Raw genomic sequence first — 14,570 nt, 5'->3', positions numbered from 1 at the left:
CTGCCTCATTTTACTTAGAGGTTTTCCGGAAGTTTGATATGGAGCCATTCCTGAGAAATTGTTTCAAGTGAGCCATTGGTTTTGGCTGCAGCAAGTATTGCGTTGAGTTCCGCCATCAGTGCAGGCTGAGCTTTGTTGATACCGATATAGCATGGAGAGTTTTTGATGAGGAATTTGGACTCAAGCACTTTGCGCGGATTTTGCTCATTGATAGATGCTGCTACAACATTACCTGTGGCAACCAGCTCAACCTGCTCTGAAAGATAGGCTGAGATCGTTGAACTATTATCTTCGAATCTTCGAATAGTTGCTGATTCCGGTGCAATTTTAGTGAGTTCGAGATCTTCAATTGAACCACGGGTTACTGCAATTGTGGTATTGCTGAGATCGATAGCTTTTTCAACATTGAGGCTTGCCGGACCAAAGACACCATTGTAAAAAGGTGCATAGGCATCGGTGAAATCAATGACTTTTTGTCGATCCGGATTTTTTCCCAATGAAGAGATGATGATGTCAACCTTGCCGGTCGTCAGGTATGGAATCCGGTTTGTGCTGGTTACTGGAACAAGTTTAAGTTTAACCCCGAGTTGTGTGGCAATGAGCTGCGCCATGTCAATATCATAGCCAATCGGTTTCATATCCCGGCCTACAGAACCAAAAGGTGGGAAATCCTGCGGGACAGCAACCTTGAGAGTCCCGGAATTTTTTATTGTTTCAAGTGTGTTTGTAGAAGTGGCTGTTGATGCATGTAGTTGCGTTGCAGCCAGCATCATAAACATGACCAGGGTAAAGCAGGTTATGGTTAATCTCTCTCTCATTGTTCTCTCCTGAAGTGCAGGTTGTTGATTATACCCTGCTGTCATATCAACGCCTTGGCGTATAGTTACATATGCCTGGGCAGGGTGTCGTAATGTGAGGGCTCGTGATCGACCCCCATCATGCATCATGTATCTTATAAGATGCATGATGGGTGCCAGTTGGTAGAATTAAACGTATAGTGAGTTGAATAATGAGATTTACTTCTTAAGTGCACAATATATTGTAAAATATAACTGATGTGAAAGTCGAAGGGCAAGACGTAGTGACTTTTAAGATACTGAATAAGGGGATAATACAGGTTACGATATTGTGATAAAAATGCAAAAACGAAACATTGAATGCTACGAAAATGTAGGCATTTGTGTTTGTGGGTCTTCAGCCATATTTATGAACGCATCAGGAGGATCTGATCGCATTGCAGCATATAGCCTGTATCGGTGTTTATTGATATCATAGCATAAAGGAATAGTCCGGTAACAACGGGAGACAGGTTTTCTGAGATTATTTTCAAAACATAAAAAATATGAGGACGTGTATTGAACAGCGATAAACAGAAATCTGATCTTGATCAAAAAAGGAAAGAAGCCCTGTATCAAGCTTTAGTCAATGAAGTATAGAGAGAAAAGGTGCAGGTTTTCATGTACTTTCATGTCTATGTATATGATAAAATATTTACAAATTCTACAAAAGACATACTTCGAAGCAGGGGGCTTGAGGCCCAATGCTATTACGCGTCAGTTGTTTTACTACGTTAACCCAGGTTGGTTAAATAGTTAGGTTAGCTACTTGAAACTACCCGCACTATTGAAAGATGAACGAAAGAATAACAACTTGCGGGATACAATGATTGTGTGCTACTACATAGTGAAGTTGAATTCATGGAAGGAGAGATCCTTCTGTATATTAAAGAAGTTGTTAGGAGGCGTTATACGGTAGTTTTTAATTAACACATTTTGGAGGGCTCAGATGCGCAACGTGAAAAGTCTCGTAATTGGCTGCACCCTGCTTTTGTCCTCAGCAAGTTTCGCTTTTGCTGATAACGGAGATACCCTTAAGGCTGTACAGGACAAGGGATATATCCAGGTAGGTGTAAACGGTGATCTCTTTGGTTTTGGTAAGGCAGATCAGAAAGGTGTATGGAAAGGCCTTGATGTTGATACAGCACGTGCCGTTGCAGTCGCAATTTTTGGCGATTATAAAGATCGCATCCGCTACACTCCTCTTACCGCAAAAACCCGATTCACAGCACTGCAATCCAAAGAAATAGACCTGCTGACCAGAAATGCCACCATGACACTCGGCAGAGACACCTCTCTCGGCCTCGACTTCGCTCAGGTCAATTACTATGACGGTCAGGGTTTCATGGTTCCTAAAAAACTCGGTGTTACCAGTGCTAAAGAACTGAGTGGTGCTACCGTTTGTGTTCTTCCCGGAACAACTACAGAGCAGAACGCTGCCGATTTCTTCCGCTCCAACTCCATGGATTGGAAAACCGTAACAATTGAGTCTACCGCCGAACTTTCTCAGGCATTCTTTGCCGGTCGTTGTGACGTAATGACCTCAGATGCTTCACAGCTTGCAGGTATTCGCGCAAGTGCCCCGAAGGCTACAGATTACGCAATTCTTCCTGAAATCATTTCAAAAGAACCTCTTGCTCCTGCCGTACGTCATGGCGACAATCAGTGGAAAGACATCGTAAACTATGCTGTTCTTGCGATGATCAATGCTGAAGAACTTGGCATTACTTCTGCTAACGTTGATGAAATGACTAAAAGCAAAGATCCAAAAATTATGCGATTCCTGGGCGTTACGGAAGGTAATGGCAAGGCGCTTGGACTTGATGAGAAATTTGCCTATAATATTATCAAGAAGGTTGGAAACTACGGTGAAATCTTTGAGCGCAATGTTGGCGTTAATACTCCTCTTGGAATCGAGCGCGGCTTAAACGCTCTCTGGACCAACGGGGGCTTGATGTATTCTCCTCCTTTTAAGTAGTAAGTCAAGTTACCCGCCTGTACGTAGATTACTGTACTGAGACCCATTTTGAACTGATGGAAACATTCTTTCAGAATGGGTTGCAGTAAACCTGAGTCAACGTGGCCTGACGTTAAACATCTACTGGCAGCAGACACCTAATGACAACCGTACAGGCTTGCTGGCAGTCAACATTCCTGAACCGTACAGGGAATACCCATCATTTGATTTGTCAGGTTCTATGTTGTTCTAAGACGTAGAATCACTTCTCTTCGTTAAAAAAATCGGCATGTGGTTCAATGGTTGAAAATATCAATACAAATTCAGGAAAAACATACTTCTGGAATGATGAGAAGACCCGGGGAATAATTTATCAGATAGTGACGGCTCTGCTGGTCGCTTTCATAGGATATTACCTGATCTCCAACGTCCAGGAAAATATGGCCAAGCAATCTATTGCCAGTGGCTTTGATTTTTTAGAAAAGGAGGCTGCATTTGAAATTGGGGAAACCTCTATTCAGTATTCTGCGGCAGATACGTATGGCCGTGCTCTGGTTGTCGGGGTGCTCAATACGCTGAAGATCTCCCTTGTCGGCATGGTTCTGACTACGTTTCTCGGAACCTTTCTTGGGATTTGTACACTTTCCAGCAACTGGCTGGTCTCAAAACTGGCTACAGCCTATGTAGAGCTGTTTCAGAATGTTCCCGTTCTGCTGCAGCTATTTTTCTTTTATGCACTTTTTTATGAGGCCTTTCCTGGTCCCAGGCAGGCTTTGCATCCAATACCCGGCGTGTTCTTTTCAAACCGCGGAATGGATTTTGCTATACCCGCTGCGCATTATGCCTGGTCGTATATGGCGTATGCGGTGATTGCTGCGAGTTGTATAGCCTTTGCCATATCCCGTTGGGCCAGAAAGCGCCAGGAGCAGACAGGGCAGCAATTCCCGTCGTTCTGGGTTGGGCTGGGCATAATTGTTGGCTTGCCACTCATTACCTGGGTTATTTGCGGAGCGCCTGTAGAACTCAATGTACCTGAGCTTAAAGGCTTTAACTTCAGTGGTGGGCATAATATCAGCCCTGAGTTTTCTGCACTGCTTATTGGGCTTGTGCTCTACACTGCTTCTTTTGTTGCCCAGATTGTCCGGGCAGGAATCCAGTCTATAAGTCATGGTCAGACAGAAGCTGCCATGTCTATTGGATTAAAACAAAAGCATGTCCTGTCGCTGGTTATATTCCCCCAGGCGCTTCGGGTGATAGTACCGCCGCTCACCAGTCAGTTGCTTAACCTGACGAAGAACAGTTCACTGGCTGTAGCTATCGGCTATCCGGACTTTGTGCAGGTGGCGGGCACAACTATTAACCAGACAGGGCAGGCGGTTGAAGGCGTAGCGCTAATGATGATGGTCTATCTGACATTAAGCCTGCTCACCTCTGCCTTCATGAACTGGTACAATAAGAAAATTGCAATTGTTGAACGGTGATTATGACTACTCATTCTAAAGTTGAAATAAAACCGCCGATAACCAATGTCGGCGTGCTTGGCTGGGTTAAACGTCACCTTTTCAACGGTGTATTTAATTCAATTGCCACGATTCTGATATTATTGTTAGCTCTGCGTGTATTACCGGAGTTCATTCAATGGGCGTTTATCGATAGTGTCTGGTTTACCTCCGGGCAGGAATGTCATGAGGCTACCGGAGCCTGCTGGTCCGTTGTAACCCAGAACATCAGATTTAATATTTTTGGTTACTATCCGTATGAAGAGCAATGGCGTCCGCTGGTTGCCATGCTTATGCTAGTTGCGATGCTCATCTATTCGAGGGACTGGAAACGATGGACAAAGAAACTCGGGTATAGCTGGCTATTAGCCCTTTTTATTATGGGCGTGCTGATGAAAGGCGGGCTTTTTGGCCTGGTATCAGTAGAGAGTACCAAATGGAGCGGCCTTCCCCTTACCCTGTTGCTATCATTTTTCGGTATTCTGGCCTCCTATCCCTTAGGTGTTGTTCTGGCTCTTGGCAGACAATCAAGCCTACCCGTTATAAAAGCGTTCTGTGTTGTTTACATTGAGCTTATTCGTGGGGTTCCGCTTATCACCATGCTTTTTATGTCCTCGGTAATGTTTCCGCTGTTTCTGCCGGAAGGGATCACTATCGACAAGGTATTGAGGGCGCAGATGGCAATCATTATCTTTACCGCGGCGTATATCGCTGAGGTTGTACGTGGCGGTTTGCAGGCAATTAGTAAGGGGCAGTATGAAGCTGCGGAATCGATTGGTTTGACCTATTGGGCGAAAATGCGTTTGATCATTCTTCCTCAGGCATTGAAAATTGTCATTCCACCGACCGTTGGCGTTTTAATCTCCGCCTTTAAGGACACCTCACTGGTGGTCATCATTGCCCTTTACGACATACTCAACACCACAAAATCTATTCTTAATGTGCCTGAGTGGACTGGTTTTAGCACTGAGGCATATATCTTCGTTGCGATGATATATTACGTCTGCTGTTTCTCTATGTCGCAGTACAGCAGAAGTATTGAGAAAGAACTTGAGTATAAGGCTCCGACAAATTAATTGAGAAACATCCCAGAGGTAATAGATCAATGAATATCGAGCAGTCACAGCCAGCCACAGCAGCCGATAAAACAATAATCGAAATCATCAACATGCATAAATGGTATGATGACTTTCATGTGTTAAAAGATATCAACCTCAAGGTGAAAGCCCGGGAAAAGATCGTGGTTTGCGGTCCTTCAGGCTCCGGGAAATCTACCATGATACGCTGTATAAATCGGCTTGAGGAACATCAGCGCGGCGATATTATCGTGAACGGTACTGAACTGACCAGGGATCTGAAAAATATCGAAAAGGTACGGGCTGAAGTAGGAATGGTCTTTCAGCACTTCAACCTTTTCCCCCATCTGACAATCCTTGATAACTTGACGCTTGGCCCGATATGGGTCAGGAAGATGCCGAAAAGAGAGGCTGAAGAACTGGCAATGCATTATCTGGAAATCGTGCGTATTCCTGAACAGGCAAATAAGTATCCTGGTCAGATTTCCGGTGGCCAGCAGCAACGTGTGGCCATTGCAAGAAGCCTCTGTATGAAACCAAAGATTATGCTCTTTGATGAGCCAACTTCAGCCCTTGACCCAGAGATGATCAAGGAGGTTCTCGACGTTATGGTAGACCTGGCACTTGAAGGTATGACCATGATTGTTGTGACCCATGAAATGAGCTTTGCCAAGACTGTTGCCGATCGGGTTATCTTTATGGATTTCGGTGAAATTGTCGAAGAAAATGAACCGAATGCCTTTTTTGACAACCCGCAGCATGAACGTACCAAGCTTTTTTTGAGCCAGATTCTGTAGTCTGTAAGGGAGTGGGGTGGGATTACGCTGTAGTGCTGAATCTCACTCCACTCCCTTCCTTGTCTTTTTCCTCTATTGTATTTTTCTACCAGTTTTCCCTCTTCATCTTAGAAAAGAACTTCCAATTTCCTCAAACGAAGCATTGTGCCGCACTGGTGCACCCTGTCATAAAATATATCTCTTACTCTGCTGATTCCTAATATACGCCCTAAGGTTAACAGTTTACGTAAAGATTAATGTTGCGGGGTTGGATTTAATGGAATATTGTGATTTTGATTCCTCTGTAGGTGCCAAAACATACTGATATTCAATCAGATCGGCCAATTGTCGCAGCGTTCGCTTTGTGACTTCACCTGAAAGGAGACCCCCCGTGATCCAACTTAAGAAAAGCAGTCAATCGAACATTCCCGGTTATCTGGAAGATCTTGTCGGTGCAGAAAAACTAACGCACATCTTCTCTCTTATTGACCAAAACAAACCACTCGAAGAGATAATTGCAAGTGGGGTACTCGACCGCCAGGCAATGGCTGCACTTTTGGTGAAACTGCTTGAGAAAAAGGTGCTTATTTCTGCTGATACCAGCGTTCCAGATGATAAACTTACTGAGACAATAACGGCCATTGGTAAGAGATGTGTCGAAAGCCCTATTTTACTGGTTACTGATAGTGCATCAGACATTCCACCGGAGATAGCGAGAGAAAGAAATATTGTCGTTATACCTCTAACGGTCAGTATCGGCGGTAAAGAGTATCGGGATGGTGTTGATATTTCCTCAGAGCAATTTTATGAGTTGTTGGAAAAATCAAAAACGTTTCCGGTAACGAATCCTCCATCCGAGGCTGATTTTCAAAGGGTGTTCAACAACAACATAGCGGACAAGGATATTTTGGGCATATTCATCTCTAAAAAGATGAGTGAGACAGTAAACATTGCCAGGCAGGCAAAAATGAGCCAATACAATTCCTATCTTAAACAACGACTCGCCAATCCCAATATGCCTAAAAAAGTGCAGATGGAATTTATTGACAGTCGCATGGTGTCAATGGGAACCACTTTACTTGTGATGGAAGCCTCTGAGAAAATACGAGCCGGATGGTCCTTTGCCGCAATTAAAGATCATATAGAGAAATTGGTAAACGAAGTACGCGTGTTTTTTATGGTGGATAATCTCGATTATCTTGTGCGCGGTGGAAGAATTGGCAGGGGTTCAGCCATGTTTGGTAAACTTTTTGGCTTCAAGCCAATTCTGGATATGGTGGGAGGCGGTGTGAATGCTAAAGGTCGAACAATTGGCGGTCGCAGGGCTCAGCAGAAAATGATCGAATTTATGCGGCAGGAAATCGGTGATTCCAATAAGGCTCTAAAGGTAGGTATCTGTCATGCCAGTGCCCCGAAGAAAGCGGAGAAAATTAAACAACTCGTCGAAGGATCATTTCCCAATCATGATCATGTCGTGTCGTATTTCGGGCCGATCGTCGGAGCGCATACAGGCCCGGGTGCTGTGGGAGTAGCATATCTGGCATTGCCCGAGGATTAGGATCGCCGTCTGCTTCATGTCAGTGTGTTGCCATAGTCCGACCCCGTTTGGAGTCTTCTACAATGTATTTTGTTGAAGTGTGATTTGCAGTATTGGGGTCGGACCAAATTAACTGTTTGAAATTATATGTTCATAGCCCGCGAAAGGTGTTTTTCTTGCTTGCAAGGCCCATAATAATGTGATGAAGAGGGGAGAATTCTTAAAAGAGAGTTACCATCGGGTAAAAGGGATTTTAAAGGGGGAATCGATCACTTATAAGTGAATATTTGCTGTGATTAAAATGTGTTGATTTGTCCTGGCCCCCAGATTGCCGACCAACTTACCGATTTATTTATGCATGTAGTATTTCTTTTTTGATGTTTTATAGATTAAGCCAAGCATTAGCACTACTGCAAACGCGGCAGACGCGAATATTCCAATATTTAGTGGGTATTCCACTGTCTTCATATGATTAAAAATGCCAACTATAAAAAAGCAAAACAGAATTGAAATGAGCACAATTATCAATTGGTATACATAATGGGCTTTTCCAAAATGAGATTTTGTAAAATCTCTGTACACGAAAGCCAACTCAAGCCACATAGTATGGTCTAGAACGTCTTGCACTTCTTCGTTGCCATATCTTCTCAAATACCACCTCATAAACAACAAACCTGCAAAGAGGGATATGATGCAATATAATGCTATGCTATAAATTGAGATTTGCACGTAATTACCTTGTCGTTATTTGTTGACGTGTAAGGGTAGCCGGCGAGCTTCAGCGAGCCCGTGTTGACCCATTTTTTAACCAAATTTTATGTTTCTTAACATGGTGTTTAACCACATACTGCCTTCTGGAGTAGTGAGCCAATATAATGCCCCACAATTAATGCAGGCTGTTACCCAATACGTTACTCTGAACGATATCTTCTTTGACTTATGTCTAAGAAAACTCTGAGCTATCTTGGCACCTGGCCAACCACCAATGATAGCAAGGAGGTGCAACGTACTTTCAGGAGTTCTCCATTTACCCCATTCAGCAGCGTTTTTGTCTTTTGCATACATTATGAATGCTAAAAAGCTTGTTACTCCATATACACAAACAATTTCTAATGGTATTTTTTTGAGTGAGTATAAAAAATATAGAACGGTTGTAAAAAGGCCAAAAATTAATAGTGACATCAACTTTTGCCTCACCTCATAACCATTGTCTTTATGACCTCGTATAGGAGCAACATCAATTGCGCAAAGTCTACCTTGTTTATCTGATGATAGGAAATATTGAACTTTAAGATTTTTTAGAGGGCGTTTATGACGATGGCTGTAATCATTGATATGAAAAAAGAGTTTTTTACCGCCTGATTTGGGTGTGATAAAACCGAATCCTTTTTCTTCCTTCCAATCTGAAACAATACCATTTTCTATATTCATATTTGGTATCTAAAGGTTAACACGTGGTTATGTAGCAACTTCATAAGTGGCAATTCTGAGTATTATACAGAATGATCTATTTTGCGAAGTGAAAGACGTTCTTTATACCAATCTACCCATTAATCAGGAAAAAAACCATCGTGAAACTAGAGAAATAGACTTTTCTAGTGCTGGTGTAACAGCTTCGTCATTCTGTATAACATTACAAAAATTGTGTTATGTATTTGCCCCTACATTTGAAAATTCTACTCTGTTACCTATGCTGAATATGGAGATAATATAGGAGAAGATCACTTACAGTTAACATGATGAGAATACTTTCCGGATAGTTACACTACAAAGTATCGGATCATTTGAAGTCTGTCGGATTTTTGAGGTTTGGAGCATCAGTACCAAGTGGAAAGTTACGTGAGTACACTCTCTAAGAGGGGCGTTTAATGTCTGTGAGGTAATCGCGTAATGGATAAGTGGGGGGAGATATCGTTTGTGGCTGAGTGACAACGAGTAACGGGAGGGCTACTTGGTACCTTTTTGTATGAAAGTGATAAGTATAACTCAACTAACCGGCATTCCTTATTGAGTTGCCGGTTAGCTAAATCAGAAAAGCACTATCCTAAAAATTGACAGGATTTTCAGCTGTAATAGTAAAACCCCGTTTTGAGCGGGAATCACATCTGTCAGCTTCGCCTTTGGCAAAATCGATGGTGATGGTTTTACAATAGTCCATCAGCTTTGTATCAACGATGACGGTGAAATCACCTTTGATGAACGATGTGTCGTTCTCAGTCATTTCATCAATCATAAGGCCAAGGCCGCAATTGGTTGCGCCGCTTCCCATTACTGCAACTCTGATGGGAACACCGGTGTTATCTTCTCCGCCAACGTTTTGCAGATGCTTTAATGCTTCTTCGCTTACTTCAAGCATATTGAGTTTCCTTTATTCTATTTAAATAGGGTAAGTGAGTTTGGATAGATGACGTGCATCTACACAAGTCAATCACGCTTAAAATTTTGTATTTCTACTGTAGCCATTTATCCGGATGGGACAAGAGCCATGTTTACAAAGAAAAACGGCTCTGAAGTGTGAGACTCCAGAGCCGTTACGAATCTCGTGTACCGTAGAAATTACAGGCCGTATTTTGCACCGTAATTTTCAACAACGAAATCGATATCTTTGTCACCACGTCCTGAGAGATTGACCAGAATTGTCTGATCTTTATCAAGATCTTTTGCGAGTTTCATTGCAAAAGCCATGGCGTGGGCGCTTTCAATAGCAGGGATGATTCCTTCTGTTCTTGAAAGTTCAAAAAGTGCATCGATAGCTTCAACATCGCTTGCGGTTTCATACTTGGCGCGACCGATATCTTTCAGCAAACTGTGCTGAGGACCGACACCCGGGTAATCAAGACCACTGGCAACAGAATATACTGGCAATGGCTCGCCTTCAGCATCTTGAAGGACGTACGACTTAAAGCCATGAAGAACACCAACTGTTCCCTTGGTAAGTGTGGCTGCGTGATCGCCATCATCCATACCGCGACCGGAAGGCTCAACACCCCAGAGGGCTACCTGCTCGTCTTCGAGGAATGCACTGAACAGCCCCATAGCGTTTGAGCCGCCACCGACACAGGCTACAAGGTTGTCAGGGAGCTTATTGTATTTTTCCTGGAACTGGACTTTGGCTTCATTACCTACAACGGCCTGAAAGTCACGAACCATCATCGGGAATGGGTGAGGTCCAACCACTGAGCCGATCGCGTAGAGCTGGTTTACCGGATCTGCAAGATATGCTTCAAAAGCTGCATCAACGGCATCTTTTAAGGTCTGGGTTCCGCGCTCGACAGGGATCACGTTTGCGCCAAGGATCTTCATGCGGATAACATTCGGGTATTCTTTGGCTATATCAATCACACCCATATAGATATCGCATTCAAGTCCAACGAGTACAGCTGCGGTTGCAAGTGCAACACCGTGCTGGCCTGCACCTGTTTCGGCGATAATCTTTTTCTTACCCATCTTTTTGCAAAGCAGCGCTTCGCCAAGACAGTGATTGATTTTATGGGCACCAGTGTGGTTGAGGTCTTCACGTTTTAAGTAAATGCCTGCACCACCAATTTTTTCGGTGAGATTTTTCAGGTAAAAGATTGGGCTGGGACGACCGACAAAGTCGCGATAGAGCATATTAAGCTCTTCATGAAATGCAGGATCTTTGGTGATTTCAAGATAGGCTTTGTTGATGTCGCTGAGTATTTCTTCAAGTTGCGGTGGTATGAAGCTTCCACCATATTCACCAAACCAGCCTTTTTCATCAGGCATCTCAATAGATGCGATATCCTTAGTCATCGTATGTACACTCCTCTGTGGTGATAAGAATTACCGGGATCTAGTCTCTTTAATGGTGGAGACGCCACTAATAAAAGTGTTTTTCCCTGTAATGTTGGCTCTTTTTCCTGAAATATTTAAGGGAAACTTCTTTTCTCACAAGCTAACAAAGATACGGTATTGGTAAGGAAATTCAAGTTGTTTGTTGTATATATTTGTTATTCGCAGATATGATTAATGGGCTATATATCTGGATTATTGAGATCCTGCGTAAATAGGCACAGCAACAAACGAATAAACATAAAGAAATAGAAAAGGCCTGCCGAACATTAGATTCTAATGTCTGGCAGGCCTTTTGTGTGGATAGCATGCTGTGTTTTTCTACAGGAAACAGGAACAATCAGTTACGGATAGTCTCTGCATCTTCAGGCTGAAGGATGTGATAGCACGGGCTGTATGTTTGATCACTAGGGATCTTCATGCGCTGCTGTTCTACAAAAGATCTGAGCAGAGTGTCGAGTGGCTGCATTATTTCTTTTGCTCCCCGTAACTGAAATAAACCTTTTTCTTCAATTGCCTGGATACCGGATTTTTTCACATTACCAGTAACAATTCCGGAGAACGCCTTACGCATGTTTGAGGCAAGATCGTATGTAGACTGATCTTTAGTAAGGTTCAATTCCAGCATGTTTTCATGGGTTGGATTAAACGGTTTTTGTGAATCGATTCGTATCTTAAGCAACCAGTTATAGAAAAAAGTATCGCCGTTCTCTTTTCTGAATTGGCGGACACGCTCTGTTCCTCTATCAACTTCTCTTGCAACTTCAACAGGGTTGTCGATGATAATCGAGTATTTTTCACGAGCCTCATCTCCAAGTGTAGAGCCAATAAACGCGTCTATCTGTTCGAAATAGGCTTTTGATGAAGGTGGACCCGTTAAGATGAACGGGAACGGAATGTTTTTATTATCCGGGTCCAGCAGAATCGCCAGCATATACAGGATTTCTTCGGCTGTTCCGACACCGCCCGGAAATACAATGACTGCATGGCCTGTTCTAACGAATGCTTCAAGGCGCTTCTCAATGTCAGGCATGATGACCAGATCGTTGACGATGGGGTTGGGTGACTCTGCTGCGATAATGCCCGGTTCTGTAATGCCAAGATACTGGCCATTATAGACGCGCTGTTTAAAGTGACCGATAGCGGCACCTTTCATTGGCCCTTTCATGGCACCGGGTCCGCAACCTGTACAGATATTGAGGTTTCGAAGACCGAGTTCGTGGCCGACTTCCTTGGTGTAATCGTATTCATTGCGGGATATCGAGTGTCCGCCCCAACAGACAACAAGTCCGTTAGAATTACCAACCCGTATTACGCCAGCGTTGCGGAGTATGTAAAACACAGCATTAGTGATGCCGCGCGATGTGCTGATATCAAAACCGGGGTTATTGGCGATTTCGTCTTCGACATAGACAATGTCGCGAAGTACAGAGAAGAGATGTTCGCTGATACCCTGAATGATATTCCCGTCTACAAAAGCACTTTCAGGAGCATTATGCAGTTCAAGCTGAATGCCTCCGTTTTCCCGACAAACGCGGATATCAAAATCTTCGTATCGGTCATGAAGCTTTTTACTGTCATCCAGGTTGTCGCCGCAATTAAGCACAGCGAGAGAGCAACTGCGAAAAAGTGCCTGCACGTCGCCTTTACTGGTTTCGAGCAGACGTCGGGCTTCCATCTGCGAGAGGATGTCGAGGTAGCCCTGTGGCGAAATTTTGGTATGTGCAACAGTCTTTGTCATGAACATTCCTTAAAAAACTGGATTTAATTGTGTATCAGAAAAATTGACAATCTTCAGGAGGATAAAAAGAGTGGTGTGAAATGTCAACAGGCAGAACATCAGCCGACTATGTGTTGGGATATTAGAGTATAAGCATAAAAAAGCAACAGTCTTGTGGGGTTAATACATTTTAGTATGACTGGATGTCGGTAATAGTTTGAAAACAGGGATGAAAATTTGGTGTCTTTGGATTTGTAATAGAAAATCTGCAGGTTTGTAGAATATGCCCAATGCGACAACGTATTACCTGGTTCCCGTCCGAAAACTATCAACTGTTCAATATCAGCTATATTTTGAGCAATATTATTGTCAAAATGACGACGATTTGGGGTCGATAAGCGCAGACTTCGAGAGGCATTCGGGGATAGCCTCTCAGGTCCGAACCTCTGTTCGGGTATTAATTTTTCTCATCCTGTCAAATATCCAGTGGTGTGTTATTGTTTTCTGAAACTCAATGAAAGTGTATTTTGCTGGAGATGTATTATGACACGACAACGGCTGGCGCTGGTTACCGGTGGCAACAGGGGTATTGGTTTGGCAACTGTGAAATCGTTATGCGCTAAAGGTATTAAAACGATTTTTACCTGTCGCAATCCTCATGACGGTCACATGGCGATGATGGATATGGTGGAGCATGCAAAGTTGATAGACTTTCATCCGCTCGAAGTGGCTGATAACGATAGTGTTGCAGAGCTTGCCGAATACGTGCAGAACAAATACGGCTATCTCGATATATTGGTCAACAATGCCGGGGGCAATTATGATTCATGGCAGAGGGCAGGGCATGTTTCGATTACCGAAGTTGAGTACACAATTGATGTGAATTTGATAGGCACCTGGCGTATGTGCAACGCATTTATTCCGTTGATGCTTGGACAGGGGTGGGGTCGTATTATAAACGTTTCCAGTGGAGCGGGAACAATTGCTCAGCAGGACGGTTCGACACCGGCATACAGCATTTCAAAAAACGGTGTGAACATGCTCACAAAAAGTCTTGCTGCAGATTTGAAGAGTTCCGGTATTACCGTGAATGCTGTTGATCCAGGTTGGGTGCGCACTGCAATGGGTGGTGAAAATGCGCCACATTCAACAGAGGAAGGGGCGGATACTATAGTGTGGCTTGCGACAGAGGCAGAAGATGGTTTAAGCAGTGGCTTTTTTCGAGATAGAAAGCTTATTGCCTGGTAGGACGGTAAATAGTGTAAGGAGTAAAGGGAATACGGTATAGCCTGGTGGCTTGGCTCGAATATTGTGCATTCTATCCAATCCACCAGACTTTTAAGGTCGGCTCCGCTT

Annotated in this window: 11 protein-coding genes; 6 read left to right on the top strand and 5 right to left on the bottom strand. The window is 43.5% G+C overall.

Annotated elements, in window-relative coordinates; all coding sequences use genetic code 11:
- Positions 1 to 14: 14 nt before the first annotated feature.
- Positions 15 to 818: a transporter substrate-binding domain-containing protein gene (locus FCL46_RS13935; RefSeq protein WP_217909631.1), complete on the bottom strand. Its 804-nt coding sequence runs from the start codon at positions 816 to 818 to the stop codon at positions 15 to 17.
- A gap of 967 nt (positions 819 to 1,785) precedes the next feature.
- Between FCL46_RS13935 and FCL46_RS13930 the strand changes: the two genes are divergently transcribed.
- The 5 genes from FCL46_RS13930 (at position 1,786) to FCL46_RS13910 (ending at position 7,702) form a co-directional block, all read left to right on the top strand.
- On the top strand, positions 1,786 to 2,814 hold the full coding sequence (locus FCL46_RS13930) for an amino acid ABC transporter substrate-binding protein (protein WP_136807689.1): 1,029 nt from the start codon (positions 1,786 to 1,788) through the stop codon (positions 2,812 to 2,814).
- A 278-nt stretch (positions 2,815 to 3,092) separates the two neighbouring features.
- On the top strand, positions 3,093 to 4,274 hold the full coding sequence (locus FCL46_RS13925; protein WP_136807691.1) for an amino acid ABC transporter permease: 1,182 nt from the start codon (positions 3,093 to 3,095) through the stop codon (positions 4,272 to 4,274).
- 2 nt (positions 4,275 to 4,276) lie between these two features.
- On the top strand, positions 4,277 to 5,368 hold the full coding sequence (locus FCL46_RS13920) for an amino acid ABC transporter permease (RefSeq protein WP_136807693.1): 1,092 nt from the start codon (positions 4,277 to 4,279) through the stop codon (positions 5,366 to 5,368).
- A 29-nt stretch (positions 5,369 to 5,397) separates the two neighbouring features.
- Positions 5,398 to 6,165, top strand: coding sequence for an ATP-binding cassette domain-containing protein (locus tag FCL46_RS13915; protein ID WP_136807695.1), 768 nt, complete (start codon positions 5,398 to 5,400; stop codon positions 6,163 to 6,165).
- A gap of 370 nt (positions 6,166 to 6,535) precedes the next feature.
- Positions 6,536 to 7,702, top strand: a complete 1,167-nt coding sequence (locus FCL46_RS13910) for a DegV family protein (RefSeq protein ID WP_136807697.1) — start codon at positions 6,536 to 6,538, stop codon at positions 7,700 to 7,702.
- A gap of 783 nt (positions 7,703 to 8,485) precedes the next feature.
- Here FCL46_RS13910 and FCL46_RS13905 read toward each other — a convergent pair.
- From FCL46_RS13905 to ppnN, 4 genes are all read right to left on the bottom strand, one after another.
- Positions 8,486 to 9,112 (bottom strand): cold shock and DUF1294 domain-containing protein, encoded by a 627-nt coding sequence (locus tag FCL46_RS13905; RefSeq protein ID WP_136807699.1) that lies wholly within the window; start codon positions 9,110 to 9,112, stop codon positions 8,486 to 8,488.
- Positions 9,113 to 9,725: 613 nt separating this feature from the next.
- Positions 9,726 to 10,037: a hypothetical protein gene (locus tag FCL46_RS13900; protein WP_136807701.1), complete on the bottom strand. Its 312-nt coding sequence runs from the start codon at positions 10,035 to 10,037 to the stop codon at positions 9,726 to 9,728.
- Positions 10,038 to 10,237: 200 nt separating this feature from the next.
- Complete coding sequence (gene trpB / locus FCL46_RS13895) at positions 10,238 to 11,455, bottom strand: tryptophan synthase subunit beta (protein WP_136807703.1); 1,218 nt, start codon at positions 11,453 to 11,455, stop codon at positions 10,238 to 10,240.
- Positions 11,456 to 11,834: 379 nt separating this feature from the next.
- Positions 11,835 to 13,235 carry a nucleotide 5'-monophosphate nucleosidase PpnN gene (ppnN, locus tag FCL46_RS13890; protein WP_136807704.1) on the bottom strand — a complete coding sequence of 467 codons (1,401 nt, stop codon included), beginning with the start codon at positions 13,233 to 13,235 and terminating at the stop codon, positions 11,835 to 11,837.
- Positions 13,236 to 13,757: 522 nt separating this feature from the next.
- Here ppnN and FCL46_RS13885 point away from each other — a divergent pair.
- On the top strand, positions 13,758 to 14,462 hold the full coding sequence (locus FCL46_RS13885; RefSeq protein WP_136807706.1) for an SDR family NAD(P)-dependent oxidoreductase: 705 nt from the start codon (positions 13,758 to 13,760) through the stop codon (positions 14,460 to 14,462).
- Positions 14,463 to 14,570: the final 108 nt, after the last annotated feature.

The sequence above is a fragment of the Desulfosediminicola flagellatus genome, from assembly GCF_005116655.2.
GTDB classification, from domain to species: Bacteria; Desulfobacterota; Desulfobulbia; order Desulfobulbales; family Desulfocapsaceae; genus Desulfopila; species Desulfopila flagellata.
Note: the sequence above shows the minus strand (reverse complement) of the source record. Positions and strands in the feature narration are given on the sequence as shown.

What these genes read in the sequence shown, in the direction of transcription:
- ppnN (WP_136807704.1), bottom strand. Translation starts at nt 13,235, where the DNA reads ATGACAAAGACTGTTGCACATACCAAAATTTCGCCACAGGGCTACCTC.
- FCL46_RS13915 (WP_136807695.1), top strand. Translation starts at nt 5,398, where the DNA reads ATGAATATCGAGCAGTCACAGCCAGCCACAGCAGCCGATAAAACAATA.
- FCL46_RS13905 (WP_136807699.1), bottom strand. Translation starts at nt 9,112, where the DNA reads ATGAATATAGAAAATGGTATTGTTTCAGATTGGAAGGAAGAAAAAGGA.
- FCL46_RS13885 (WP_136807706.1), top strand. Translation starts at nt 13,758, where the DNA reads ATGACACGACAACGGCTGGCGCTGGTTACCGGTGGCAACAGGGGTATT.
- FCL46_RS13930 (WP_136807689.1), top strand. Translation starts at nt 1,786, where the DNA reads ATGCGCAACGTGAAAAGTCTCGTAATTGGCTGCACCCTGCTTTTGTCC.
- FCL46_RS13900 (WP_136807701.1), bottom strand. Translation starts at nt 10,037, where the DNA reads ATGCTTGAAGTAAGCGAAGAAGCATTAAAGCATCTGCAAAACGTTGGC.
- FCL46_RS13920 (WP_136807693.1), top strand. Translation starts at nt 4,277, where the DNA reads ATGACTACTCATTCTAAAGTTGAAATAAAACCGCCGATAACCAATGTC.
- trpB (WP_136807703.1), bottom strand. Translation starts at nt 11,455, where the DNA reads ATGACTAAGGATATCGCATCTATTGAGATGCCTGATGAAAAAGGCTGG.
- FCL46_RS13925 (WP_136807691.1), top strand. Translation starts at nt 3,093, where the DNA reads ATGGTTGAAAATATCAATACAAATTCAGGAAAAACATACTTCTGGAAT.
- FCL46_RS13935 (WP_217909631.1), bottom strand. Translation starts at nt 818, where the DNA reads ATGAGAGAGAGATTAACCATAACCTGCTTTACCCTGGTCATGTTTATG.